Origin of the sequence: Halalkalicoccus paucihalophilus (assembly GCF_001593955.1) — an archaeon.
GTDB lineage: Archaea > Halobacteriota > Halobacteria > Halobacteriales > Halalkalicoccaceae > Halalkalicoccus > Halalkalicoccus paucihalophilus.
Genome location: NZ_LTAZ01000023.1, coordinates 1 through 25379, shown reverse-complemented (window position 1 = coordinate 25379; position 25379 = coordinate 1). Strand labels below are relative to the sequence as shown.

The window sequence follows — 25379 nt, the reverse complement described above, 5'->3', positions numbered from 1 at the left end:
AGTTGTCGGCACGATACCCGCTAATAGCGAGATCATAGGTCCCTCCGCCGCCGGTCGATATCTTGCGAGGAGTTTCGGCCGGCATCGGTTGACGCCCGAGGCCCCGACGAGGGTGTTCCACTAAGGCGGTGAGACGTCGCACTGGGTTGCGAACTGCTCGAATCGCTGCTCCCCGATCCACGGGCCGAATCGTCGAAGCGGGCGCGGACGTTCTCAAACTTGGCCGACGCGAAGTCCGCTGCGTCACTCCCGGCCTGTTTGGCCTGTTTGGTTCCGATCGAGACGCCGACGGCCTGCCACTGCTGTTTGAACAGCATGTACGGCGCGCCGACCAAGGTCAGTAGAAGCACGACGGCCGTCCCGAGTAGGCCGGCGATCACCGCGCCCCAGCCGTACGCTCCCCAGTTGATCTCAAAGAGTAACCGGAGAATCGCCACTTGACCGAAGTTGAGGAGCACGAGCAGCGGGATCGTGTTCACGCCGAACTCGCCGAGTGCCTCGAAGGTCGGCGAAGGAAGTGCTCGGAACCCCCACGAGGCAGGCCACATCCCGACCGCGACATGTACGAGGACGAACTGAGCGAGCTGGAGCACGAGGCCGAGGAGAATGATCACGGCATGGAACTTCAGCAGGATCAGGAACAATGTCGCCCCGACACTGAGTTGGGCCGCGTCTTGGGGAGTGCTCAGGAACTCGGTCCCCGAGGGCGCGAGTGCCACGTTCACGCCGTTGAACGTATGCAGGAATGCCCCGATCAGTAAGGGACCAGCGAGAACCATACCCATCGCTTTCAGGACAAACCGGGCTCGGTTTCGCGTCTCCCGGCTGTCGTTCTTGATCATGGCGAGCATGAGCGACGGGACGAAGATCGCGAAGGCCGCCGAGGCCATGATCCCGTAGAATCGCATGATGTCGGGCCACCAGCCGTTATCAGGGAGATACCACGACATGGGATCACTTGGCTCGCCGGGCGCTGGCAGGCTGAACAGCAGGTAGTTCAGTTCCTCGACGAGTGTGTCGATAATCTTCTGCAGGCCAGCGATCCCGTCGGCAACGAGCGCGTCGATTAGGCTTTTGACCCGCTCCTCAACGTTGAAGATCCCACCATCACCGCCGTCGCTATTGCCGATCGTTCCGCCCGCGCCGTTGTTCGTCCCGATCGAGGGCATATCCGTCTCACCGCTTTCGTTTCCGGCGGTCGAGTTGCCGGATTCGTTACTGTTCGCGTTCCCCGAGTTCACCGCCGTCTCGAGGCGATCCGACGTTTCCGATTCGTTCGCGCTTGTCGTGTTTCCATCATCGTTGGCCGTCCCACCGCCCACCTGGCCGAGTGCGACCCCTGGCAGGATCACCGACGAGAGCAGGACAAGTACCACTATCGCGCCGATGCTTGCGGTAAAACGTCGCATGAAGAGTTAGTCGAGGACCTCAGTCGGGACCGCGGCGAGCGCGATCATGCCACCGAGGACGTTGATGTCCGGGATGAAGCAACTCGCGAGATTGACGCCTAGAACCTCGAGGAACACGGTCACGAGCACAGGGATGAAGATCACACCGAAGGACGTCGCCCCGCTTTTGACGCCATTCTTGCCCTTCCGGTGGGCGTTCTCGTCCGTGCTGTTCAGGTTAATCAATCCGAATCCAGACTGAATAGAGCCGAAGACGATCCCGCCGAGGACGAGCATACTCATGATGAACATGTAGCCGGTGTCGACGCCCGTCCCGCACAGCGTCCCCGTGTTATCCGCGAGCTGAGCGGCGGCCGGATCGACAGCTAGCAGGATTCCTCCGAGACCGGTGATCCCCGCTGCAAGTCGGTTCTGTTTGCGTCTCGAAGCCGCCAACTCGCCAAAGCGGTCTCGTGCGATTCGCCCGATCGTTTGAGGTCTAAGTGCTGTCATGGCAGTAGATTTATAGTGCACCTGTCCAAAGCGTCGGTATGGACGGATTGGACATATCATCCACTCCCGCCGGGAATGACTTAACTTTACCGACCGGAATTATCGGTGTGGGTCTGTCTCAATATGCCACGACCAAACCACGACGTCCCCGGATGGGCTCTTGGCGGCGTCAACGACTACGCCGACGAACAGGATATCAGCCGCGACGAAGCGCACACCGAACTCCTCCGAATCGCTTTGATCGAGGTCGGGATCCTTCCGGGGTGCGACGACGAGGACGACTAGCCCCGAATAACGGGAGCTCGGCATGAGTGCTGCCTCGGCCCTCCAGACGATCAAGAGTACCATCGCGTACTTAGTCGTCGCGTGGGCGATCGTCATCGTCTCACTGGGGTCGTACTACGTGCTACGGCCGTGGCTGATCGAGAACACGGTTAACCACCTCGCTATTTACGCGATCTGGCTCCTCACGACCGTCGGTGTCATCTACGTCGTGAGTACCTGGTTCTGACCATGACCATGTCCCGACGGACGTTTCTTCGGACCACAGGGGCTACCGGTGCCGCGACGATGGCTGGCACGTCGGGCTGTCTCGATCTCTTATTGGGGAGCGGGGCAGGCGGTGGGATCGGCTCGATCGACAACGCTGCCGGGGACGTCCCGACGGCGATCAACCCTGAGAACTACACCCAATATTTCAACGAGGTCGTCGACGCGACCACAGTTGGCGCGGACCCAACTGGTGAGACACCCATCGATGGCGTACTCAACAGTTACGCCCAACCCGGCACGCTACTCGTGTTCCCCGAAGGGACGTATACAATTGCTACCCCGTTCCGACACACCGGTGGGGGGAATATCGGGATTATCGGCCAGAACGCCACGCTTCGACACGCGAACGTCGACGCGATACAGGGCCATACGATCACCAGTGGTGAGTTCCGCGGGTCGAGCATCATGTTCGCGATCGGGCGGGCCAGCTCGCCCCATACCGGCACGCTCGTCCTTGGTGGGTTCACCGTCGACGATCGCGAGGAGAACCACGGAATGCAACTGCTCCGGCTCTATACGACCGGTCTCGCCGACATCCGAAACATTCGATTCATTGGGCGGCAGGACCTCGGCACTCGAGGCCCGTTCCGCGCGCTCACCCGTGCCGACGACGCCCTCGCGATTTTCGCGAACATCGACATGCGCTACGGGGCTCGTCACTTCGCACACACGATCAACGACCGCGGGGGCGGCCGTAGCGCGGCCTCGTGGTCGACGTCCGGGTTCACGATCGGGTCGAGCATGAGCGGGACCATGCTCCTTGAGAACGTGATCTGTGGCGCGTTCCCTGATAACGGGCTGTACCTAAAAGGTGGCCTTCCATCGAACAATGTCGGTCGAAAGATTCTCCGGAACTGTACCACGGCGAATAGCAATGTCGCGAATATCCGGGTCAACTCCGGCGACGACTGGGTCCCACACCCGCTAATCGATGGCGAGGACGGAACGCCCGCAGAAGGTTACGAGCGGACGGTTGTCGAGAACTGCCGCGTGATCATCGACCAGGCGCGGGACCCCGTCGTATTCTCGACGCAACGTGGGATCCGGCTCGACGACGGTAATCCGCTACTCCGTGATACGAGCGTCGAGATCCACCAAGCGAACGGCCACGGGATTAACGTACAAGCTAGCACGAACGGCGCAACCGTCGAACGGTGCCGTGTCGACCTCTACGAGCCGGAGATCGGCATCCGTGTCACAGGAACGAACCCCGAGCTCCTCGAGAACAACGTCAACCTCCACGGGTTCACCGGCGGGACGGTCGTTTCGGGCGTGTCTGCCGGCCGTGGCGTGGCCGTGAATCGAGTCACTCAATCAACTACTGAATCACAATCATGAATCGACGAACGCTACTCGCCGGAATCGGCGGGGCCTCACTCGCCGGGACGGCCGGCTGCTACGGGCTCGCCCAGCTGATCACCGGCGACAACAACCCCGAGAACAGCAACGAAACCACCGGCGACACTGAGAGCAACGAGAACGTCTCAGATAGTCCGCTGGCCGACGCCGAGAACAGCGAGGGTAATGGGACAACGGACCAGCAGCAGGACGAGGACGGCGAGGAGAGCAACGCCAGCGACGAGGGCAGTTCGACACGACCCGACGACCCGACCGAGACGGTCACGGTCGTCGACCACGGGCTCGATATTAGCCCCTCGCCCGATCCGGACATCGACCGCGAGGTCGTCTGTTATGGCACCTTCGAGGTCGGTGAGTACGACCTCCGAAAGACCCGCGTCGACGCCGTCGCACTCGACGAGAACGGCGACCGAATCGAACACGGCTGGGTTCCGTTCTTTACGATGAACGCCGGCGAAACGTACGACGTCGAGATTCCCTTTTATGTCAACCCTGACGAAATCGACGAGTACCTGATCGGCGTCACTGAAGCGCAGTACGTCGAGTAACCGCTACCGGAACCGCCGGCCTGTCTGGAACGAGGCGGTGCTCACTCGCGTCCGCTCGCTGCGCGCCTGTCCTCACCGCCTCCTTCGCTGTGCTCAGTCGGCGGCTGCGACCATCCTCCTGGCCGGCGGGCGCTTACACCAACCGCAGGCACGATGGGACCGCCTGCCGGGTGGTCGGACTCAGTCAAAGGAGCAAGAACGCTTATTGTGGTGTTTTCAAGCAGGAGGCTTACTGAGATCGTCGGTTACGAGAGCAAACGGAAAACTTGTTATCCGCCTGTTAACTAATATAGGTTTGCTCCTACTATTTCACGGGAGGGTCACCCTCCCACTCCGGCCATGGCCTCAGGGCCGGGACCCCGCTTCATATTCAGACGTTCAGTATTCTTCTGGCATGACACAGGGTTCTGTCTCCGTCGTTATGGATACAGTGGACCGGCACTGTCTAGTCATCTGTTCATCACTCACAGCCCGCCGAAGAGCAGGTCGGTGAAATTTTGGATGCTGAGCACCGCAAGAACAACCGCTAGCACCACGAGCGTCGCGTTGACGATATTGAGCTTAAGTGTGTTGGTGTACTCGCCCATTGTCTCGCGATCGTTGACTGACCAGAACAGTAGCGCCGCTGCAAGCGGCAGCGCGAAGATGCCGTTGTAGGTCGGAAACAGAATAACCATATTGACGACCGAGAGATCGAGCACCGCCGAAATGATTGGTGAAAACACTCCCAGCCCGGTTCCACCAACGAAGATGAGCTTGAACAGCTGGCTCTCCTTGGTCGGCTCGTGGCCCATCGCCTGCGGGATGATGTAGGCTGGCGTCCACATAATGGGGATAATGCTGTTGAACGCCGCGACAGCGACCCCGATGACGAAGAGGACCATCGCCCACGTACCGAAGACAGAAACGAGCGCCTCGCCGGGTGTGAGGAACGACTCAAGTTCAGTGTAGCCAAGTCCAGGTAGGATTGCCGCCGCAACAATCAGGATTGATATCGTCGTGATCGCGCCGACCGCGTAGCCGACCATCAGATCCTTTCGCATCGTTGTGATATCGTCCTCGTCTATCCACCCTTTCTCTTTGACGAGGATCGATTCAAGAAAAAAGTTTGGCCAGAGCGCCGTCGTTCCCAGCAGTCCCGCTACGACGGTGAGTGCGGCTGTATTCGGGACAGTCGGGATGAACCCGGCTGCTACCGCCATCGGTTCCGCACCACTGGGGAGCATGACAACAAAGAATATCGCCATCAACGCGATCATCATCCCGATCATGATGTTCTCGACCAGATCGTAGTTGAGCAGGCCCACCCCGATCGCGATGAACGTCGTCACAACCGCGACAGGCTGCCACGGGATTACCCCGCCCGTGAGAAACTCGATGCTCGCACCAACTGCGGCTACCAGCCCGAGAGTCCACGCGACACAGCCGATTGAGAGAAACAGCGCGACCGCCGTTGCGCCACCACGCCCAAGTTTCTCTCTGGTAAATACCATCAGCGACGTTCCATGAATACCAAGACGTCCGCTCATATCTTGGGCCACAAAGCCGAGCAGCGCCGCGCCGACGGCCGCCCACAAGAGCGTATATCCGTGGGCAACGCCAGCCTGACTCGCAATGAACACCGACCCCGATCCGAAGTAGCTCGCAACCATCACGAACGCGAGCCCGTAGTCCTTGATTGCTGCCGATACCCCGTCTAATCGACTCCGTGTTACGTGGTCTGTTGTCATCAGTAGATATCGACGAGTATGCCTAGTAGCAGGATCACTAAGAACTGATCACACTGTCGGTGCACTCCCTAACAATTACACACCAATTGACAATAAAAGTCTTTTGCAGGCAGGGCAGTGTCTACTCAACGAGCGAGCAGTTCTTGAAGTCAGCTGTCATGCATACCCAAGAACCGCTCACTGTTACGCTCGAACCCGACCCGCTTGACTGTTGGGTTGAAGAAAGCACCGCGAGCGCCCTCAGAGCGCTCGTGGTGCGGCTTCACGGTTCGGGTCTCTCGCTTCGTGAGACCGCTGCGGCTCTCGAAACCTTCGGTGTTCATCGGTCACATCAAGCAGTGTTTCAGTGGGTACACCGGGTTGCACAAGAGGCTCCAAATCCGCCGAGAGCTTCGCCCTCACGGGTCGCCATCGACAAAACCGCAGTAACGATCGACACCAAACGACACTGGCTCTACGCCGCTATCGACATCGAGCCGAGACTCGTGCTGGATGTGTGGCTCTCCCCTCGACGGAGAACGGACCCAACGGCCGAGTTTCCACGAGAACCTCATCGGCGCGACCGAAGCGACGTACGTCGAGTAGCCGGAACCGCCGGCCTGTCCGGAACGAGGCGGTGCTCGCTGCGCTGCGCGCCTGTCCTCGCCGCCTTCCTCGCTGTGCTCAGTCGGCGGCTGCGACCATCCTCCCGGCCGGCGGACGCTGGTGCAACCGCAAGTACGAGAGGACCGCCTGCCGAAGGGATGAGCCACCAAAGAAATCGACTCTTGGAATCGAGACACGAAGCGGACGACTGACCCGTTACTGACAGCGCCACCCCGACGCAGTCCCACATTCTCCCCCTTCGCACTGTCATTTCAGGCGCGCGTGCGCTCGACCCTCATCATGCCAAAGGACGATGGCGGTGGAACAAAACAAACCCCATGCAAACCCACCCGTCGGTGGGCTCTATTTCGCGGTGTCCGCTCGTTCTGACCCTCGCTGCGGGACTACTCACATCGCCGTTCGACCGCAGCCTTGCGATTCGGTGGGCGAATTTGGAATGAGAAACACGAATTGGCGAATATGAATATGAAAACGACCCGCCGTAGAAACAAGACGTGTCGACAGGACCGAACGAACCACGATAGGACGAGACGGGAAAGAACCACCCAACCACGACAGAACCAGTGAAACCACGCGGGAGTGGACCCCCAACAACCCACGCGATGCGTTGCTGTTGCGTTGTTGTTGTTGTTGTTGTTGTTGTAGTAGTCTAGTAGTAGTAGTAGTAGTAGAGTAGATCTAGATCTATATCTCAAATCTAGATCTAGAAGTAGAAGAAGTCGTACTGACCTCTCTCCCATCCGTGTCAATCAAATAGTAAAAGGACGAACCGCCCGGTCGTGTTAGTTGTCCGCGTCGGGGTCTCGTGGACGGTACTTCTCTTCCCTCTCCTCGAGTGGTCGCATCTCCCCGTCCTTGCCGTAGCCCATGTTCTTAGCACTCTTCAGTGAGCTCTTGGGGTTTTTGTCCGGTGGCGAGAATCCACCGCCACCGTCCAAGCCACTAAGAAAGGCTTCGTCGGGGACGTCTGGGTTGCGGTGTTTCAAGTCCTTAATAACGCCTTCGGGGCTTTTCCCGGCTTCTGCTGCGATACTCTCAACTTGGCCGTGGTCGGCGAAGAGATTCCTCCCTTCGATACGGATGTTGTATTCGACACTCTCGAGTTTGGCCTCATACCGGTCCTCTTGGGTCGTGAGGTCGTCTAACTTCCGCTCGATGTCTTTGGCTTGGTCCTCGAGATTCTCTAGCTTCGCGTTCAACTCCCGGCGTTCTCGCTGTAGCTTATCCCGTTCTTCCCGAACGTCCTCGAGCCGGGATTCAAGCCGCGAACGCTGTCCCATTTCTTCGCCGAAGGCCACACGGTTCAATTCCTCTCGAATTACTTGACTCATTCCCCCATAAGGGAGTTTGGCCTTTGCCCCGTCGCGAACGGACTCGGGGACTTCGACGGCGACTTGGACCATTCGCTCCTCTGTGTCGGGGATGTTCATTTCCTCGTCGCTAGTCTCGTTCATCGGGCGATCACCCCGTCCTCGTCGGCCATCGGGTGGCCGATTCGTGCGAGCACGCACTCGCGGCGCTCAGTGTAGTCTTCGGGAGCGGAGATCATTCGCCGAGCACCTCCCAGGCCGGGGTAAGCCCCTCGTCGTCGAGTCGCTTCTCAGCGCGATCGAGGATAGCATCATACGCGGGGATGTGCGGGTTCTCGATCGGCACCTCACCGTCGCCGGCCTCGTCGTTAACCCGCGCCTCGACTACGAGGATCTCGATATCCGAGGTCGTGCTCGGTGTCGGGTTGAGCAACCGTGAGAGGTTGATCTCGACCTCGTGTTCCTTTCCGTCGGCGTCTCGCTTCTTGACGGTCTTGACCTTGTGACCGTCGGAATTGATCTCGTCGTAATCGCGGATAACGTCGTCCGAGAGCCGCCGGCGCTGCTCGCCGAGTAGTTTGCCGACGCGCCGTTTCGTAACGGTCTCGGCGGCCTCGTTGCCGTCGGTGTCGTTGTCGCTGGCGTTACTGAGTTCAGTCGTCGTTGGGGTCGTGTCGTGTGTACTCATACAGATAGAGGGCGATCTGACGACCCGGGAAATGAGTACAGGAAAACCTTTTACTCTCCATCACCATGGAGAGTGTAGGAGCACATTCAATACTCATCGCCCTCGCTCCGGGGCCGAACTTCGACGTACGAACGCGGTCCTGCCAGGGAAAGCGCGTTCGTGCGTGCCACAGTTCCTTTTCCGCGAGAGCCATCAGTTGGTACTCTCCGCGGTCGGGGTCTCACCGTATGCCTTCTCGAGCAGCTGTTCAAGCGCGGCGTCCATTGATCGGAGGTTGCGCTCGTCGCGAACCGCTCGGAGCCCGTCGGCGTTTTCGGGCGAGACTGAGATTGTAGTAATCTCCACTATACATGATATCGTTATACAGCCACCACCATTAATGTTTTGTGAGTGGGTCAAGTATTTTCTTTTACGATGGACGTATCCGCGGATCAGAACTCGCTCTTGACAGATACTCAACGCGAGTTCCTACGTATGTCTGAGGCCGAACGCGAAGAGGAGTTCACGAAACAGCTCAGGTCGTACCACAAGCGTAACATCCTCAAACGGTTGCATGTCGGGCTCCCCGACATTTCGTTGCTCCTTGAGGAGCTGCCGATCGAGGACTTGAAAGAGGCCGTCGAATACGACTCTTCATTTGCAGCCCAAGAGGACACGCATTCGCTCAGTCTCTCCGATCTTGTGACTCTCGCGTTCGTGATCGAATCGCAGTTACCATACCTCGAAACGGGTGCCAAAAGCCAGCAAGGCCGCCCCGAACGACGTGCTGAGTTGATGGTCCGCGCCGGGATCATGAACGCACTCGAGATGCTCGGCGAGAGTTGGACGGATCTCTCGGTCGTTGTCGACCGTGGCGATCCCCTGGAGGAGCTCGCCGAGCAGGACCTAACGACGCTGTCGGACGATGAATTAGACCAACTTCGATCGGCGGGGTTCATCTCACGCGAAGAATATGCTGAGGCGATACTCGGGGCGTCGGACGGCGAGTAACTCACTCTTCTTGGTAGCGATCGGGGTCGATATCCATCATGCTCCCGCGGAATTTATCCGCGATATCAGCGTCTATATGCAGCGTCCACTCACCAACTCCCGGTTCGGCAGCCTTGCGGAGGAACTCCTCAGACACGCCGAAGCTGCTGGCGAGCGAGAGAGGGAGCCAACCGGCCTTTCCCCCACAGTTGCGACACCGAAGCCGAACGGATTCGACGTCTTCCTCTACAACGTTTTCGTCGCTCACACGGAGGGAGCGCGGTGGTCGACAGTCACACCCGCTCATTTTTCGTACTCACCGAGGTTGAGAATCCGCCGGAGCACGTCGTCGTAACTCTCGCCTCTCTCTTTGCGGTCGTGAAGTTCGTCGGCCACGTCGGGTGTAACCCGAATCGTTGTGTACTCTTTCACAGCTTGGGTTTGTGCGCCCACACTGTATACGTCTATCCCTAATCACTTAAATGTATGCACTCGTATAAACTGCTCACTACTTATGCAAATGTATAAGTGAGTGGCGATAGTAAGTATAGATAGAGAAACCCGGTGCTATCGGGCGGTTGAATCGCCCCGGTGGTTGGACACCGAGGCCGGGTTTCTCAGGTAAGAACCCATGTCGACGAAACAAGCGAACACGAAAGAAGGTATCGACAAGCGAACGATCCGCGCCGCGACCGAGAGCATGAGCATCGACCGCCACGCCGGTGAAGCGGGCGAGTTCGACGTCTACAGCGAGAGCGGCTCAGTGTACCGCGTGTGCCTGATTACGGAGACGTGCGAGTGTCCCAGCGCCACGTATCAGGACGGCGCGTGCAAGCACCAGCGCCGCGTCGAGATGGCACTCAACCAGCGCAACGTGCCCGATCTCGACGAGGAGACGGACGTCGAGCTGATGATCGCCGCTCGCGAGGAGTATCGTGGGCTGGGTGATTCGACCGTTGAGCACCGACCGGCCGACGATGCTGTAGTTGTGACCGACGGCGGTGTTGCGACCGAGACCGCCTCGCAGGACACTGGCGTCGACGAGCCGACCATTACCGGGCCGTGGACGGAACCGGCCGAGCAGGGTGGTGCGGAGTACTGGCGGTGCGAGGACTGTGGGCGCGAATCTCTCCGTCGCGGGGACGTAGAGCGCTCGAAGTTCCACGCCAAGGAGTGTGCGCTCCGATGAGTCTCAAGGGTAGCGACTGAGAGGAATCAGTGGCTGTGCTGAAATATGAGTATTGGACACGTTAATGGGCGAGAGAACCGTTCTGTAAAGATACCTCTGTATCGGGTCGTTTGCCCGTAATTTGATCTCGTTACGCATCTCCCTGTTCATTGATACGTCGGGTGAACTACCATACGCTCCAGAAAACTAACTGGGTTGCGCACACATCTCTGACACTAGGATTTTGCGTTATTTGATGAAACTACTATCTGTAGGCGATAGATTATATCAAATTACCGCTAATCGATATCGAAACCGAAACTAGGTGATTGCTCCTAATTTCCAGATCACCCTTCTAGGGCAGCCTAGAGCACCTTCGGAGGTGTTTCACGCCCATAATGAGCGTGGAGCTTTTATATTAGGAATTCCATTATCAGAGTAGACACTACAGGCGAATGCTCAACTCACGAGAATGGGGCATTGGTTCGAACCTGTTTAGGCCAGGTTCGGACATCCCTCGCGACAGCAGTATGTCTTTGATGTGCGAAGACAACCGTATCTACGCACGTCGGTACGTAAATCTTACTGCCGGGAGGCGAACCAACTGCAGTCTTGCGATTACGCTTGAATCCTAGGAACATTATCAATCGACTTCGAGAACAGCACTCCCACCATCCTAGCCTGGAAGGGCAGATCAAGGTCTACACCGCGCATCACTGGAGACAGACAGTACCCGGTGAAACGGGCCCAGACCTTGGGAAAAGAGACATGGAAATGACTCTCGACGAGATGGGATTGGACCTCAATTGCAACCTCGACACTGCCGTTGACAACCTCTTCGGAGCTGGATTGCTTGATCGCTACGAGCCCAACGGACCCGACTGGTACATCATTCGGGAACGCGACGGCGAGTTCGTCATGGGAGAGAAGAAATTCCCTGCGGCGGTCCACGGAGAATGCGGACGTGCACTTGAGTACATTCGCTCGATGGATCCCTCCGACGAAGACGGAAAGATGGCGGTCGCTGATGGAGGCGACCCTTACGTGACGAACGAGGATAGCGAAACGCTCCGAGAGGAATTGGCCCGAAAACTCGGCTTCGAACCTGGCGAATTAGAAAACTATCTTCGCGTCGGCACGCCGCAGAACCGACGGGAGAAGTTGGAACGGCTCGTCAAGGTCATTCGAGACAGCGAGACCTTCGAAATGCCGGATTCGTTCGACGAGATCCGATTAATCCCGAAGGGGTATCGCTACCACCGTGCGGAGTCCGTGCTTAGCACTGCCTGAGCACAAGGCTCACCAGATTCGTATTCTTTCGACGATCAATTCCAGTCCATCGATCCGAATGAGAACGCTCGTTCTCGAACGGTTGCACGAATCACTACGAAACCAACTATGATTGTGGACCGACTATCAGGGGGAAGTGTTCCAGAAACCGGAATACCCGAAACAACCTCTATTATCAGTTAAAATAGCGTTAGAATCAACAGTATTGCCAGAGACACCTCAAACCACCCGAACTACCGTCAACCAAAACGGGCAGTATCAAACTACGATCTCCAAGGCACTCGACCTCGATGGGAAACGTATCGAATGGAAAGTCTCGAGCGGGTCAGCCCGACCTATGCGACACAGGGCACTCGTATCGGGTAATCGAGAACTGAACCGGCGTGGCCTACTCAACGGCTCGCCGGACCGTTGAGCGCCGAGAGCGGTATCTGTTAGCCGATCAGGGCTGATTCTTTCAGGCTCTCTGTTTCGGCGAGAGCGTTGGGGCTGTCGGCTTCCTCTTGCCATCACTCCTCTGGAGGAATCACAAGCGCAGCGGTAACTAACTCTGGCTCTTCCGGTGTGACGTGCTGCTCCTCTCCAAGCTGGCTCAATTCTTTGTCTCGTTGTCGTCGGAGCTGTTCGAGCTCACGCTGGGCATTCCCGATCGGTGCACTCATATCGGCTCCCTGCTCAGCACGCTCCTGATATGTCTCAAGACGCTCTTCCCACTCCTCAATCTGATCTGTAAAGTAGCGCTCAGCGTGCTCTCGTTTGATTCCGATCTCTCGTTCTCGCTCGGTTCGAGCTTCATCCGCAAACGATTCGACCTCGTCCCACGCTCTCGCTTCGGCTACATCGTGAAGTTGCGATGCTTTCGATGCAAGTTGATCAAGGGTTGAGCACGAATCAACGACGCTATCGTTCGGCGACAGCGTTTCTACGAATTCTGGTATCTCTGCTGTGATCGTCCCTTCACGCGTCGCGTACAGCCTAACGAATTTTTCAGTGATCGCATCACCTGTACCCGAAACGTATCCAAGCCGGTAGTTGAACAGAATCCCCGGTGTCTCCTCGGGGTTCGCCGCTACTTTCACGGCGATTTGGCCCTGGACACGGTTCGAATCGAGACAGTAGTCGATGAGTGACTGGACTAGCGGATGATCGAGTGCGATGAAGTCGACCTCGTCTTCTTCCATCGCGACGTCTTTCGTGAACGTTGCCGTGTCGTAGTGGCTCTTGATTTGGTCTCCGGTGAGGACGTTTGGGACCTCAAGACGGAAGATATCACCACTCGATCGAGCAGGTCCTGGACGTACTCCTTTGATCGTCCCACCGAACTCGTCGAAGAACTCCCGGACGAGCGCTTCAATATCAGCTTCACCTACTTCGCCGTGGCGACTTCGCTCGATGATTTCCAAGATTTCTCGATCTTCATCAGAGAGATCGAACCGATCGCGGATGAGAAAGTCGTTTTCGACTGTTTCGAGCGCTTCCTTTCGCTCTTCGATCGTTGCTTCGATGTCGGCAACTACCGCTTCAGTCGGTCGGCCTTCCGCGATAGCGGCCATGATCGTCTCGTCAAGGTCAACGTTCTCGAGAATCCGGCCGAGCACGTCAGATCGCATCCCGAGATCGGCCTCGATCTGATCAGTCTTCTCGAGGAGGAGTTCGAGAATATCGCTTTCTCGCGTGTTATCGAAGAAGAGGTTGCGTATCTCAACGGTCCGATCCTGCCCATAGCGGTGGAGTCGACCCATTCGCTGATCGATCCGAATCGGATTCCATGGTAGGTCGTAGTTCACCATTATATGAGCGAACTGGAGGTTGAGACCCTCCTGTGCGGCGTCAGTCGCTAACATCAGATTCGCTTCCTCCTCGAACTTCTCCATCTCTCGACGCCGACGCTCTTGTTCGAGATCGCCGTACACCTGCGCGATATCGTGCTCTGGGAAGACGGTATCACGCAAATATTTGAGCGTATCCGTGTACTCCGTGAAGATCAGGATCTTTTCGTCGGGGTCTTCGGCGAGGATACGCTCGACGAACTCGCGGAGAAGTTCCGCCTTGGAATCGGTCTCGATCGCCTTTGCCTGCCGCCAGAGCTGCTTGACGCGTCCGAGTTCCGCATCTATCTGTGCTCGATTGAGCGTGATCGTGACGTGTTCAAGGGCTTCCTCGACGCGAGCACGTTCGGCGTCAGTGAGCGTCTCGGGCTCCGTACTGTAGCGCGGGATGAGTTCCTGGACGTCGTCGGGTAAATCCTCAGCGACGGCATCGTTTTGGATCGCACGCATCCGATTTTCGAGTGATTTCCGGATGGCGTGAATGCTCGAGACGAGCCGTTTCTGATAGATGACCATCGTGAATCCGGCGGCCTGATTCTCCTCGTTTTGCGCGAGGTTGTAGTACTCGCGGATGTACTCTGTAACGTCGTTGTAGAGCTCGCGCTCCTCGGGAGTCATCTCGACAGGAAGTGCCTCGATGTTCTTCTCGGGGAACATCCGCGTCCCGTCGGTCTCGTACATATCGTCCTTGAGCCGGCGGATCATCAGGTCCTCCAAGCCTTCGGGGGTGATCTGGGATTCGTGGCTGAATCGATACGGGTCGAGTAGGCTGACAAGGTGGTAGAACTGATCTGACTTCCCTTTGTGGGGCGTCCCGGTGAGCAACAGAAGCGCATTGGAGTTGTTCGCGACGGCCTCGCCGACCATGTAGCGCTGTGTACGTTCAGTCGAATCGTCGCTCGAACGGCGGGCAGTCAGGTGGTGCGCCTCGTCGAACACGGCGATGTCCCACTCCTCTTCGAGATTGCGCAGAGCCTCGAGTACGTCGTCCTGTTTGGCGAAGTCGATCGACGTGATGATTCGGTCTTCCTGTTGCCAGACGTTCTGGTTCGGGTGTGATTGGCGATACGTCTGGACGGTATTGCGATCATAAAGGACGAAATTCCGGTCGAATTTCTCGCGGAGCTCCTCTTGCCACTGGACGGCCAGCGGTGCGGGGGCGACAATGAGTACCCGTTCGGCACGTCCTCGGGCGATGAGTTCCTCGATGACGATCCCGGCCTCGATGGTCTTCCCAAGACCAACCTCGTCGCCGACGAGATAGCGGTGGTCGTACGAGTTCAGAATCTCGTAGGCAGCTTGGACCTGATACGGTTCGATCTCGATACGATTGTTCGTCAGCGAGAGGAAGCGGTCGTATCGATAGGCAAGGTCGAGACGAGTCGCACGCTCTCGGAGATCATGGTGGAGCGGATCGTCAACCTGCTTGGCTGCGAGCCGGTCAACGATGGAGTCGATTCGTTCGATATGGGGCAAGCCACTCGGAAGCTTTCGGAGCTGTCCCTCTGTGGTATAGACATGGAGGAGTTGACCTCCATTCGGGCGGTCCTCGATTTTCGTGATTTCGCCCTGTCCGCCGGCGAACTTAACGTGGTCGCCGACTGCGTAATCAGTCATCAGCGACTGCGGACTTGACGATTTCAATCTCCTCGTCGGTCAGATCGTAGAGGTCGTAGACGATCTCGTCGATGAGCTGGTCGGTCTTCTCGATCTTCGCGTCAAGTTCGTCGGCGCGATCGCGTACTTCGATGTACTGCTCCAACCCAGCTTGAATTTCGTCAACGTCAGGAAGCGTCAGTATCTTCAATCGATTCAACGGTGAGTTCGTCTTGGTCGCGTCCTGCCGGAATCCCGCAAAGCCTTCGGCCTTCTCGACGGCGACGGGGACAAACTCACGCAGCAGCGTCTCCTCGGTCTCGGAGAGTCCAACGAAGGCCATCGCCTCGTAGGTCTCGAACTCCGATTCAGCAAGTCGGTCCCAGCGGTCGGTTTCGCGAGGGTCGTTTTCGTCCACCTTGTAGCTGAGATCCACCGATAGCACCAATCGCCCGCCGTCATCATCGAAGGTGACGCCCTCAATCCGCAGACCCTCGTATTCCTCTTCCGTTTCGGTCAGTAGCGTGTCTGCAACGCCCGCGACGGGCATCTGTATCTCTTCAAGCGTCTCGCCTGCTTTTGAATCGGGGAGTTCGTCACTCGGGATTCCGAGGTAATCAAAGAGATCGAGATTGAGTGATTGCCTTTCCCGTCGTGTCTCAATCTGTGTTGTCACGTAAGAAGACAGCTCCTGTCTAAACACTTTTCTATTCGTCTTTGAGTTAAATCGCTGTTTCTCTGGAACACAAAATGGATTGAGGTAGTCTGTCTTGAACGTAAAATAGCCACCTCGAAGTACGTACCCTGTATTCCTCAAGTAGAACCAGAGCAAGGAACTGTTCAGAGCGCCCAAAAGGGCAGTTCGAAGTTCATCCCATTTATCCTCAAAAATGATACCATACACTTTCGATTTATGGAACACGCCTTCTGAATCGTGGGTAAAATTACTACCGTAGCTTATTTCTGGAGTGATGAGTTTGGACTTCGAGAATTCTATCATATTTTGATTACGGGTCAGGTCATACCACCTTGGTGAGTCCATGCTACCACCGTCGCGGTCACGCAACTCAGACTCGTAAGACTTGAAATAAGAATGAATATTCGGGTATTTTCTCGATAGAACGCCTTCTTCTATAAATTCTGGTGACCGTTCATCAAATATATTATATGGGAGCACAATCTGCTGCGGAGGATCAAGAGGAGCATACCGTTTTACGTCTTGCCCCTTCAGGAATGGCTGGACGAGTTCCGATTCAAGTTCGACTCGCTTTCCCTTTCCATTCTCCACAAGCACATACTCGCCGTATGATTCAAGCACGTCTACGAGATAGATGTCATCAGCGCTCGTCACAACACCTTGATAAATTTTAGATGTGATCTCTTCGAGCGGTGGACCGGCATTCTCAATAGACTCAAGGACCTGTAGTGTTTCTGGTGACTGGAAGACCCACGGTTCTTCGGTGTAGGTCGCATCCATACTATGGGTCGACCATTCTTCGCCCTGAATCAATATCTCTGGATCAATCTTGGAATATCTGAACTCTTCACATCCACCACGCTGTAGAATCAGGACGCAGGTGTAAACGGAAACTCCCTCGAAAACTTGATGACGGCCAAACGAAAGTACCTCTCTTAATGCTTGATCGTTAGCAATATATCCACGAAGCCCTTCTCCAAAATCACTCTGGAAAAATTTGTGAGGTTCAATGTAGCCAAGCAGACCCCCCTCGCGTAGTAGTGTATGCCCTTTCTCTGTGAAACTCACATAAATGTCAAAACTCTTTACAGCCGACTCATACTCATTCAGAAGATACTCCGCCTGTTTAGGGTTGCGTCCCTGTAATTCTTGAATCCGTATGTAAGGGGGATTCCCAATCACCGCATCGAAGCCACCGTCTTTTTTCCGTGCTCCGTCCTGCTCGTAGAACGCAATCGGGAACTCAAGTTCCCAGTGGAAGAAGTTCTGATCCTTGGCCATCGCCTGTGCAGAACGATACCAGTCCTGCCCTTCGATGTCGTCCCACGAGTCGCTCCGGAGGGCCTCAGCCATGCGCTTGTCCGCGTCACTGGGCACGTCGAGGCCGAACTCCGCGGCGGTGTGGACGTTCGCCATCGCAAGTAGGTGCCGGTAGAGGGGGTCCTCGCGCACCTCGTCGTACACGTCCTCCATCTCCTTGGCGTCTGCGAGCGTCTCGTTGTCGATGGCCAGCAAGTCCTGGAACCGGTCCATCACGTGTTCGAGTGCCTGCTGACGCGTGTGTGCGAATGACTGCTCCAGTGTGAGCTGCCCGTCGTCGGTCCTCGCGCCGCCGTCGCCGTTATCCAGTACGTCCTCGATGTCACTCCCCACCAGCGAGTTGCCGGTCTTGAGGTGGTGGTCGAGGAATGCGAGCGGCTGCTCGGCTGCGAGTGTACGTAGCCACAATGATACTTTCGCGAGTTCTGTCGCGAGAGGGTTCAGGTCCACGCCGTAGATACACCGCTGGGCGACCTGTCGGCGGGCCCAGTTGATGTCCCGTTCCTCGTCGACCGTCTCGACTCCCTGCTGTGCGGCCTGCTTCTCTTGAGCGTCGATAATTTCGCGGGCCAGGTAGTCGACAGCGTTCGTAAGGAAGTGTCCACTCCCCATCGCTGGGTCGAGAACCTTCAGATCGAATACACGGTCGGCGAACTTATCGGCAAATCCTCGTTCGTCACCACGCGCACTCTGCCCAACGAGGTCCTCACGAATGTCGCCAACCAATGGTCCAAGCGTATTATCGACGATATACTCGACGACGTATTCTGGTGTGTAATAGGACCCAGTCGCTTTCCGCTCACCAGAGCCTGTTGTAAGATAGACCTCCCCTACTTCCACAAGGATCTCATCGCCTTCATCGGGAATTACGTACTCCCCATCGTCAAGCGTCAATGGCTCGTCGGCTACGTTGAGTTGATACTCGAGAAGCCCCTCGTAGATGCTCCCCAAGTGACGTACGTCGAGTGACGAGTAGTCGACGAATATCTTTCCACCCTCGCTCTGGCTGCGAGTGAGCAGTTCGATCACGCGGGCGAGATACGCATCACCGACCTCGTGATTAGCAAGAAAGAGCGCTTCTTGGCTGTCAGTCGCGTCCGGGTTTGTACGGAACAGCCCGCCGTTGTACGCAGGAATGTAGAGGTCTTCCTCAGGAATACCACGAGACTGACTACCCTGATCGATAAGCTTGAACAGCTCCCCCAATCGGGACCAGAGGTTATCCTGCCAGTTTCGATACTTCGGATCCGCGCTATCAAGCTCCTCAGCGATCTCCTGTTTGAGCGAGTTCAGGCTGTATGACTGCTTGTAGATGTCGTTGTCCGTATTGAGCAGGTCACGTCCTTCACTCTCGGCATACAGGACAAAGATAAGCCGATACAGGTAGATAAGCGAGCTATCGTGTATCCGGTCGAGATCGCCCTCGTCGAGGTTGTTCTCAGGATACTGGAGAAATCCTTCGGAGAGGACCTTGATCGCATCGTAGATGTTGTCTTGGAGATCCTCGCCTAACTCCTGTGCGAAGACGTTACTTTCCCCGTAGACGTCATCGAGGAAGCTATCCCCGCTTGCGTCCTCGAGAAACGCTTCATGGCGGAAAAACAGGTAAAAGTATTTGAAGTCCTCGAGGTCGCCCTTCTCTAAGACGGTCGGAAGATCGATCTCGTAATAGGAGTCCAGCCGGTGGCTCGTGGGGCCGTAGTAGAGTCGCCATTTCTGTCCGTCAGTCAGAATTGCCCAGCGGGCAGACGTCTCCTGAAGGTAGACGTGGATCTGGTAGCTGGGATTCTCGAAGTCACGCTTGTGTTCGCCACTCCCGCGCGTGTCCAGCGGGCGTCCCCAGCGTTTCGCGTCTGCAACGGCGACGGTGTCCTTGTAGAAGTCGCCACCCTCTTCGCGGCGTTCGAATGCGCCACGGGCCGCTTTCTCTGATTCGAAGAAGCCGTAGTCCGGCCGACGCTGGGTTCGGCTGGTACTCTCTTCGACCTCGAATGGAATACCCAGCTTCCGGAACATCGGCCGGATGAACTTCTCTTCGAGCTGGGATTCGTTGCGCTTGGGTGCTGTACCCTTCTCACGATTCCATAGTTCGTTGATTTCCTCGTATGCCTCGCGGAGCTCGTCCTCGCTAATCTCGTCCCATTCTTCGGTTTCGGGAAGGTGCTCGTCCAGATAGTAGTTGGAAAACAAATCTCGATTCGTGCGGTAGGTAAGTTCCGTCTGCATGTAGTCAAACTGGAGTGACGATAAGGAACTGATCGGACTCTTTGCTGTTGATCAGTGCGTGGGCGATCTCTTTGGTCTCAGCGACATCGATCTCGATTGTGTCACCAATGTCGAGATCGAGGCCAGTAAGTTCGGATCCGGAAAGATTGACGCGGCCGGAGTTCCCGGTATTTCGCCCGACTTGCTTGCGAGCCATTAGTACTGTTTGAGATGCTTTCAACCAGAGTATATAGTCTTTTATTAGACTATGTCTGAATTATTGATGGATTGTCATGGATTCTGTAGTAGATTTACTTCGAGATCGACAAGGCAGAATAATCAAAACAAGCAAGCATTTTAGAGTAACTCATAATCTCACAGTCTCCGTCCGGCATCAATTTCCCATTGAGAATTCATGATATCGTCCTCAGCAAATTTCCCACCCAGCAATTTTAAGAGCCGCCACCGGTCTTCATACTTGCCGATACTCAGCTCAATTTGTTCACCATTTCGAGAGTATTCAATAGAATATCGGTCCGTGATTTTATATTTTTTAATTGATGATTCTACCATATCCGGTGTGATTCTTGTATGAATATCATTTTCGTAAATTTCATACATTGCCCTCATCATGTTGATCTGACTCATCAACCAACTCGTTGTCTTATCGGGGTTAGCAAATGTAATGCCAGCTTTCTCTAGAGAATCAATCACTTCTTGACCACAGCGTTCGTACTCCTCCCGCATCTCAAAAACTTTCTCGAAGGGCTTCGGTTTAACAATAAAAATCCAACCATCATAGCAGAACGCGCTAAATCTTGGCTCGAAGATCAGTAGGTTATCTCGTACTCTTCTATATTCGGTCGCGTTATTCTTATTCGTTAGGATCAACCTTTTACTAGTATCTACAACAGTTACATCTGTGTACGTTTTCAAACCTACCAAGACCTTTCCATCCGGCTCGCTGATCCGGACAAACTGAAAGTCTGGTTTAGGGTCTTCACTATAGCTAGTCCAACCATGATCGCTACGGGAATCCAGTAGACGGAACAGTTCTGTGTCAGGAAGATTTGAAATTTGCTCGCATTCGATTACTGATTCGTCTCCTACTGTGTTACCGATGTCTAGAGGACGCGCCTGTACCGTTCCATCCTCAAGTTTACTAATATGGGTGTTTAAAGATTCTATAGTGATTTCAGCAATTTTATCTTGAATGTCAGCCCCGATCCGAAGTTTACCAACATCAGGAGTGTTTTCTTGTTTCCGTACTAATAGCAGTTCTATATCAACACTAGAATCTGCGAAACCGCGTGCATCTCGTAGGGTTTCAATTGATTCAGTACCTGATGACATGGTTATGGGGCAAGGTACGTAGTGCCACCAAGTGGAACCAATTCAATCTTTGTGTGTGATGGTTTTGTGCTCGATTCAGAACTATTCTCTGGAAACTTTATTTTCTCTTCGATTCGACCATTTGAAATCACCAGTATTGTTCGACCGTTATTAGTTATATTGTATGCATGATATCCTCTGATACCTAGCATTGGGTTAATATGGAGAATTTCTGACCGTATCTGCAATATCCCAAGCATTATGAAGAATACAGCAAATATAACAATATCAATCGTATTTGAGAACGTTAAGCCAGCAAATACGAACACATATGACAAAAGATACATAGATAACAACTCATTCTTTTCCTGATAGCTTTCTACTGTCTTTTCTATAACGCCACTTTGTGATTGAGTCCTCATCACCCAGTATAGTATAAGAGATATTATAATACAAAAAGATGCAATGACTGTGGAAACATACGAGAAGACAAGCTCAAATTGAAAATGGCGAATGTAGAGACCTTTTATTAATAACGGTTTAACATCTCCCAATCTAAGAGAGATTATAAAAAATAAAGGAACATAAGAGCTAATAAATAAGATTAATCTAACCGGAGAACGGAATACTTGCTCGGATTCGGAGAGCCTCTGACTCATATCTGGGTGGTGATTACTGTAGCCTTGGTTGGTCCTCGAGCCGGAAGTACATCAGGCTAGCAGTGTGAAAGTAATCAAATTATGGTCGTAGTTCGAAAGTCGCCTGCAGCCCTGACGTGCGCGATTGTAGCAGCGGTCGTGGAAGCGGTGCAGCATCAGAGCGGTCCAGACATGCCTGAACATGCGCCCGATCCATCTGGACTATATGGCGGGTTAGCAGATGACTGAATTGATGAAGAATAAGAAAGAGAGCAATAGACAAAACTTCTGTCTCTAATCACACCGTGGTGTGATATCCTCGCGAAGCCAGAACAGCTAGAATCGTTTTTACTACCTACACTACTACTGTACTATACTAGGTTTGTTCGGCGTTGTTACTAGACCAACCCTTGCTTACGTGGTTCGCTCTCGCGGACTATTCTCGTCGGTGAGTGGTTAGACCGTTCCGATCACTCTCTCGCCAGGGGTTTCATCGTTCCCCCGATCACAACGACTGTGATATCTCTTAGCTGCTTCCGGATCGACGACAACGAACTTCTTCCCCTGGCGTTTCTTCACCTTGATGTCGTCTTTCCCGAGGTCGTCGAGAAAGTCCATGACACGTGCCACGGTTTGCGTGTGTGGCTTCTTGCTTTCTGCGGCGGCGATCACTTTCGTAATCGTTTGACTATCCATGAAGAGTCCAGCAGGTACCTTCTCGGCGTAGTCACGAACGTCCTTTGCGATGAATCGTGCGCGCTTCTGGTTGGCTGTGAGCTCGCGATCGACAATGTGTTCGGGGAGTCCACAAATTCGCTCGAGCGGCGTTTGATCGTTTTGGGCATCTGTTCCTCCACCGTCACCCGCTGTCGTGCCCGTTGGATCGGGTTGCGATTGGTTGTCTTCGAGATCGTCAACCCGCTCAGTCAAATCTGAGACGCGCGAGTGACAGCCACCGATATTCGATGCTTGGACTTCAACTTCCGTTTCTAATCGTTCGATTTTCTCTGCCTGCTGCTCAATGCGTTCGGCTTGTTCGTTCACAGTTTCTTGAAGCTCTTCAACGGTCTGAGCGAGTGCTTCAACGGTGCTCCTGTCCGTAGCGTCGGCTGTTGCGGTCATGGTTGGCTGAGCAAAGCCACGGCTCTCCGAGGGGCAAACTATAAGCACCAACCCCGACAAAGAACAGGTGTTCAGGCCTTGTTCCTTGTCGGGGTCGGCGCGGTGCCGCCCTTTCGGTTGTTTTCCGTAGCTTTGCGTATCATCTCACAGGCGGTCGTCTTAAAGCCCAGTGACAATTGCGAACCATTTGTCTGACGCTTGGCTGACTGAAGCTCTTGCTGCAGGTGGTTCTAGTTAGGTTCAATGATAGATTCCGGATTTCTTGGACAATCTTCATTGTCATCTTCTGATCCGAATTATTCTAGGCCGCCTACAATCGAAAACACTCCAACGTCGATGTGACGGAGGGGACTCCTATCTAATCACGACTCGTTGCTGAATTATATCTCGAAATATAAATTAAAATTATATATCGTGTAGTATGTGTAATATATATTCTAGAAGAGGAAAACACCAACATGGTGATTAAATAGACACTCCATCAAGTGTTCTTATATTATCTATGCTTCGGAGGATAATTGGTCAAGTCGTTCGAAAGACGACATCAGTAAAAAGAGTTAGCTCAGGTGAAGTACTGTACAGTGAAGGAGAGGAAGGTGAACCGGATAGAGAAGAAATCCATGAGAAGCGTCTTAATCAAGTGACTGACGAGTATTATAAAAAGATTCGTGAGCGAGCGTGGGTGTTTTTATTTCTCCTGCTGTTTTTGTTTTGCCCTCGCTTTTCGTGGAATATCCGTGGATCGGTTCTAACGTTGGCTGGTGCAGCCACCATCTTCGGGTATGCAGTAATGGGAGTAGGATCTGTCTTGGATCAATCAATCAGCCGATACGGTGAAAATGCTTACTCAGAGCCACAAATGAAGGCGTTAATCTCTCGGAACGTTGGTCAAGGGTATGGTGCCTTGCTAACACTCATCGGCCTGTCCATTAGTTTTCTTCTTACTTGGGGAGTTCTCCCATAGATCTCTGAAGATAACTCTGAATAATCCTGCCATACATTTGGGGACATCATCCCATATCTATCCCACAATATTACCCTAGATTTATATTGATTGGGGATATATACCCCTGTATGGCACAAGTGACTATCGAAGTAGAGAAAATCGATACTCTGAGAGCTGATGACCGTGGGCGGGTAGCACTAGGATCGGACTATGCTGGAAAAAACGTGGAAGTCGCTGTTATCGAAGCCACGGAGCGATGTCGTGGGGATATGAACGATATGGCCTTCGGCGAAGGGGACTGGACAACAATCGATGATGTGAGTGATACTGCGATTAGATTCATTATCCAGCGGTGCCGAGATCATGGATCACATAACCACTACGACCCGAACACCCTACGAGAGGCCATCCTTGACCGATTCAACATTGATCCCGACCGAGGCGATTGGTCGCGGGTAGAGGATCTGACGGGAGTTCACCCCAGTACCCCCGTTGAAGATGTATAATAGCTTGTCGCGAAAGTTCCCTCGACAGAGTCGGATGTAATCTCATATATATACAGATGAATCTAGCTCCGCGCTCTTAGCAGCTTCTCGCGTTATCACTCCCACACAGAACACTGAATTAAGGTATCAGTGGGTGTCCGAAAGGAAGGCTTCCGTACAGGCTGACCAGAACCCTTTCGTTTTCGCACTCGTCAAGACCCCAGTAATACGCGATGTCCTCAAGTATCGAGTCGCTGTGTCGCATTCATAGCAGTACACTCCGCGTGTTTCGCGTCGCCAAGCGCACTCGTAATCAGTTTCCAGTCCTTGAACATCCACTCGTCGGGGGTTCCGTAGGGTATACGCTCCCGTAGACCTGTGAAAGTATATAATGCCTCATCACATATCGCATTTGAACATTTAATTTCACTTAGTTAGGGGAATGGAGTCATGATACTCACTACTTCCGAGCTGGCCCATACTAATCCAATTGGATAACCTTTGGTATCGTACACCACCAAAGAACGATCACTGTCAACTGGTGCATCAAGGATAACCTGATTATCGAACCAGTGTTCACCATTCGGGAGTTCTATTTGTATGTGTGCGTCAATACCTTCAACACCTAGTTCGCGTTCTCCGGAAGGAGATAAAACGACGACGCGATCGGAAGGTCTGACAGGGGCTGATGATACTGCATTCTTCGTATCCGCTTGATCCTGATCAGAACGGGGAAAGAATTCATGATCACAGTCCGGACAATAATATTCTACGTGCAGATATTGATGGCCGATTGTCGTCTTCCTTGATAGCCCAAGGAATTGAAGGTTCCCTAAGACACCTGTGGTTGAACTATCATTTGGGTTGCGCGGTAGTATGTCGTCTGTCCCACACTTGGGGCAGGTTTGATCCGGGTCAACCTCGGTATCGACGGTCATAATCAATTTACGGCTCGGTTGTACTTGAATAGTCAACCAATGTTGATACTACTCTCTTATCCTCTGAGGATTTCAGCAGAGAGTGGTTACACTTTAGAGACAGCGGCGACCCCGCTACTTCCACTGTTGACTTGTGAGTTAATCAAAAGT

Annotated in this window: 22 protein-coding genes; 8 read left to right on the top strand and 14 right to left on the bottom strand. The window is 54.3% G+C overall.

All coding sequences use genetic code 11. The annotated features are described in order from the left end of the window. Window positions 1-32 precede the first annotated feature (32 nt). The gene (locus tag HAPAU_RS19535) at window positions 33-1409 is read right to left on the bottom strand and encodes a hypothetical protein (RefSeq protein ID WP_066385946.1); all 1377 of its coding nucleotides are present in this window, start codon (window positions 1407-1409) and stop codon (window positions 33-35) included. Window positions 1410-1415: 6 nt separating this feature from the next. Beyond that, window positions 1416-1901, bottom strand: coding sequence for a hypothetical protein (locus tag HAPAU_RS19530; RefSeq protein WP_066385945.1), 486 nt, complete (start codon window positions 1899-1901; stop codon window positions 1416-1418). 123 nt (window positions 1902-2024) lie between these two features. Here HAPAU_RS19530 and HAPAU_RS21425 point away from each other — a divergent pair, with 123 nt between their 5' ends. From HAPAU_RS21425 to HAPAU_RS19515, 4 genes are read left to right on the top strand one after another with little or no spacing between them, the layout of a single operon-like run. Further along, window positions 2025-2186, top strand: a complete 162-nt coding sequence (locus HAPAU_RS21425) for a hypothetical protein (RefSeq protein ID WP_157078589.1) — start codon at window positions 2025-2027, stop codon at window positions 2184-2186. 22 nt (window positions 2187-2208) lie between these two features. Beyond that, a complete protein-coding gene (locus HAPAU_RS19525; RefSeq protein ID WP_066385943.1) occupies window positions 2209-2412 on the top strand; it encodes a hypothetical protein in 204 nt (67 codons plus the stop codon). A 59-nt stretch (window positions 2413-2471) separates the two neighbouring features. Then, on the top strand, window positions 2472-3791 hold the full coding sequence (locus HAPAU_RS19520; protein WP_245634281.1) for a hypothetical protein: 1320 nt from the start codon (window positions 2472-2474) through the stop codon (window positions 3789-3791). Then, window positions 3788-4360: a hypothetical protein gene (locus HAPAU_RS19515; RefSeq protein ID WP_066385937.1), complete on the top strand. Its 573-nt coding sequence runs from the start codon at window positions 3788-3790 to the stop codon at window positions 4358-4360. The genes HAPAU_RS19520 and HAPAU_RS19515 overlap by 4 nt, the downstream gene beginning before the upstream one ends. 464 nt (window positions 4361-4824) lie before the next feature. Here the strand turns inward: HAPAU_RS19515 and HAPAU_RS19510 are convergent, their stop codons facing one another. From HAPAU_RS19510 to HAPAU_RS21975, 4 genes are all read right to left on the bottom strand, one after another. Further along, complete coding sequence (locus tag HAPAU_RS19510) at window positions 4825-6090, bottom strand: NRAMP family divalent metal transporter (protein WP_066385935.1); 1266 nt, start codon at window positions 6088-6090, stop codon at window positions 4825-4827. 1388 nt (window positions 6091-7478) lie between these two features. Further along, the gene (locus HAPAU_RS19505) at window positions 7479-8150 is read right to left on the bottom strand and encodes a hypothetical protein (protein WP_066385932.1); all 672 of its coding nucleotides are present in this window, start codon (window positions 8148-8150) and stop codon (window positions 7479-7481) included. A 91-nt stretch (window positions 8151-8241) separates the two neighbouring features. After that, window positions 8242-8694: a hypothetical protein gene (locus tag HAPAU_RS19500; protein ID WP_066385931.1), complete on the bottom strand. Its 453-nt coding sequence runs from the start codon at window positions 8692-8694 to the stop codon at window positions 8242-8244. Window positions 8695-8886: 192 nt separating this feature from the next. Continuing rightward, entirely contained in the window at window positions 8887-9039 is a 153-nt protein-coding gene (locus HAPAU_RS21975) for a hypothetical protein (RefSeq protein WP_169802698.1), read from the bottom strand. A 129-nt stretch (window positions 9040-9168) separates the two neighbouring features. On the opposite strand from HAPAU_RS21975, the gene HAPAU_RS19495 reads away from it, so the two are divergent. Further along, window positions 9169-9684, top strand: coding sequence for a hypothetical protein (locus HAPAU_RS19495; RefSeq protein WP_245634280.1), 516 nt, complete (start codon window positions 9169-9171; stop codon window positions 9682-9684). Window position 9685: 1 nt separating this feature from the next. Here HAPAU_RS19495 and HAPAU_RS19490 read toward each other — a convergent pair whose 3' ends face one another. Together HAPAU_RS19490 and HAPAU_RS22850 are read right to left on the bottom strand one after the other, a co-directional pair. Beyond that, entirely contained in the window at window positions 9686-9931 is a 246-nt protein-coding gene (locus tag HAPAU_RS19490; protein ID WP_066385929.1) for a hypothetical protein, read from the bottom strand. A 35-nt stretch (window positions 9932-9966) separates the two neighbouring features. Continuing rightward, window positions 9967-10095 (bottom strand): hypothetical protein, encoded by a 129-nt coding sequence (locus HAPAU_RS22850; protein ID WP_281177910.1) that lies wholly within the window; start codon window positions 10093-10095, stop codon window positions 9967-9969. Between the two features lie 199 nt (window positions 10096-10294). Here HAPAU_RS22850 and HAPAU_RS22110 point away from each other — a divergent pair, with 199 nt between their 5' ends. Both HAPAU_RS22110 and HAPAU_RS19480 read left to right on the top strand, forming a co-directional pair. Continuing rightward, window positions 10295-10852, top strand: coding sequence for a hypothetical protein (locus HAPAU_RS22110; protein ID WP_066385927.1), 558 nt, complete (start codon window positions 10295-10297; stop codon window positions 10850-10852). A 747-nt stretch (window positions 10853-11599) separates the two neighbouring features. Continuing rightward, window positions 11600-12121, top strand: a complete 522-nt coding sequence (locus HAPAU_RS19480) for a hypothetical protein (protein ID WP_066385926.1) — start codon at window positions 11600-11602, stop codon at window positions 12119-12121. Between the two features lie 509 nt (window positions 12122-12630). Here the strand turns inward: HAPAU_RS19480 and HAPAU_RS19475 are convergent. The 5 genes from HAPAU_RS19475 to HAPAU_RS19455 form a co-directional block, all read right to left on the bottom strand. Then, entirely contained in the window at window positions 12631-15567 is a 2937-nt protein-coding gene (locus tag HAPAU_RS19475; RefSeq protein ID WP_066385925.1) for a helicase-related protein, read from the bottom strand. Next, window positions 15560-19789 carry an Eco57I restriction-modification methylase domain-containing protein gene (locus HAPAU_RS19470; RefSeq protein ID WP_066385924.1) on the bottom strand — a complete coding sequence of 1410 codons (4230 nt, stop codon included), beginning with the start codon at window positions 19787-19789 and terminating at the stop codon, window positions 15560-15562. Before HAPAU_RS19470 ends, HAPAU_RS19475 begins: the two co-directional genes overlap by 8 nt. A 4-nt stretch (window positions 19790-19793) precedes the next feature. Next, window positions 19794-19985: a hypothetical protein gene (locus HAPAU_RS19465; RefSeq protein ID WP_211263648.1), complete on the bottom strand. Its 192-nt coding sequence runs from the start codon at window positions 19983-19985 to the stop codon at window positions 19794-19796. A 158-nt stretch (window positions 19986-20143) separates the two neighbouring features. After that, window positions 20144-21121, bottom strand: a complete 978-nt coding sequence (locus HAPAU_RS20765; protein WP_084383943.1) for a Kiwa anti-phage protein KwaB-like domain-containing protein — start codon at window positions 21119-21121, stop codon at window positions 20144-20146. A gap of 1073 nt (window positions 21122-22194) precedes the next feature. Further along, window positions 22195-22860, bottom strand: a complete 666-nt coding sequence (locus HAPAU_RS19455; RefSeq protein ID WP_066385917.1) for a hypothetical protein — start codon at window positions 22858-22860, stop codon at window positions 22195-22197. 1074 nt (window positions 22861-23934) lie between these two features. Here HAPAU_RS19455 and HAPAU_RS21405 point away from each other — a divergent pair. Continuing rightward, window positions 23935-24312, top strand: a complete 378-nt coding sequence (locus HAPAU_RS21405) for a hypothetical protein (RefSeq protein ID WP_157078585.1) — start codon at window positions 23935-23937, stop codon at window positions 24310-24312. A 413-nt stretch (window positions 24313-24725) separates the two neighbouring features. On the opposite strand, the gene HAPAU_RS21400 is transcribed toward HAPAU_RS21405, so the two are convergent. After that, the gene (locus tag HAPAU_RS21400; protein ID WP_157078584.1) at window positions 24726-25229 is read right to left on the bottom strand and encodes a hypothetical protein; all 504 of its coding nucleotides are present in this window, start codon (window positions 25227-25229) and stop codon (window positions 24726-24728) included. Window positions 25230-25379: the final 150 nt, after the last annotated feature.

Excerpts from the sequence above, each read along its gene's own strand:
- HAPAU_RS19535 (WP_066385946.1), bottom strand. The coding sequence starts at position 1,409 with ATGCGACGTTTTACCGCAAGCATCGGCGCGATAGTGGTACTTGTCCTG.
- HAPAU_RS19530 (WP_066385945.1), bottom strand. The coding sequence starts at position 1,901 with ATGACAGCACTTAGACCTCAAACGATCGGGCGAATCGCACGAGACCGC.
- HAPAU_RS21425 (WP_157078589.1), top strand. The coding sequence starts at position 2,025 with ATGCCACGACCAAACCACGACGTCCCCGGATGGGCTCTTGGCGGCGTC.
- HAPAU_RS19525 (WP_066385943.1), top strand. The coding sequence starts at position 2,209 with ATGAGTGCTGCCTCGGCCCTCCAGACGATCAAGAGTACCATCGCGTAC.
- HAPAU_RS19520 (WP_245634281.1), top strand. The coding sequence starts at position 2,472 with ATGGCTGGCACGTCGGGCTGTCTCGATCTCTTATTGGGGAGCGGGGCA.
- HAPAU_RS19515 (WP_066385937.1), top strand. The coding sequence starts at position 3,788 with ATGAATCGACGAACGCTACTCGCCGGAATCGGCGGGGCCTCACTCGCC.
- HAPAU_RS19510 (WP_066385935.1), bottom strand. The coding sequence starts at position 6,090 with ATGACAACAGACCACGTAACACGGAGTCGATTAGACGGGGTATCGGCA.
- HAPAU_RS19505 (WP_066385932.1), bottom strand. The coding sequence starts at position 8,150 with ATGAACGAGACTAGCGACGAGGAAATGAACATCCCCGACACAGAGGAG.
- HAPAU_RS19500 (WP_066385931.1), bottom strand. The coding sequence starts at position 8,694 with ATGAGTACACACGACACGACCCCAACGACGACTGAACTCAGTAACGCC.
- HAPAU_RS19495 (WP_245634280.1), top strand. The coding sequence starts at position 9,169 with ATGTCTGAGGCCGAACGCGAAGAGGAGTTCACGAAACAGCTCAGGTCG.
- HAPAU_RS22110 (WP_066385927.1), top strand. The coding sequence starts at position 10,295 with ATGTCGACGAAACAAGCGAACACGAAAGAAGGTATCGACAAGCGAACG.
- HAPAU_RS19480 (WP_066385926.1), top strand. The coding sequence starts at position 11,600 with ATGGAAATGACTCTCGACGAGATGGGATTGGACCTCAATTGCAACCTC.
- HAPAU_RS19475 (WP_066385925.1), bottom strand. The coding sequence starts at position 15,567 with ATGACTGATTACGCAGTCGGCGACCACGTTAAGTTCGCCGGCGGACAG.
- HAPAU_RS19470 (WP_066385924.1), bottom strand. The coding sequence starts at position 19,789 with ATGCAGACGGAACTTACCTACCGCACGAATCGAGATTTGTTTTCCAAC.
- HAPAU_RS19465 (WP_211263648.1), bottom strand. The coding sequence starts at position 19,985 with ATGGCTCGCAAGCAAGTCGGGCGAAATACCGGGAACTCCGGCCGCGTC.
- HAPAU_RS20765 (WP_084383943.1), bottom strand. The coding sequence starts at position 21,121 with ATGTCATCAGGTACTGAATCAATTGAAACCCTACGAGATGCACGCGGT.
- HAPAU_RS19455 (WP_066385917.1), bottom strand. The coding sequence starts at position 22,860 with ATGACCGCAACAGCCGACGCTACGGACAGGAGCACCGTTGAAGCACTC.
- HAPAU_RS21405 (WP_157078585.1), top strand. The coding sequence starts at position 23,935 with ATGGCACAAGTGACTATCGAAGTAGAGAAAATCGATACTCTGAGAGCT.
- HAPAU_RS21400 (WP_157078584.1), bottom strand. The coding sequence starts at position 25,229 with ATGACCGTCGATACCGAGGTTGACCCGGATCAAACCTGCCCCAAGTGT.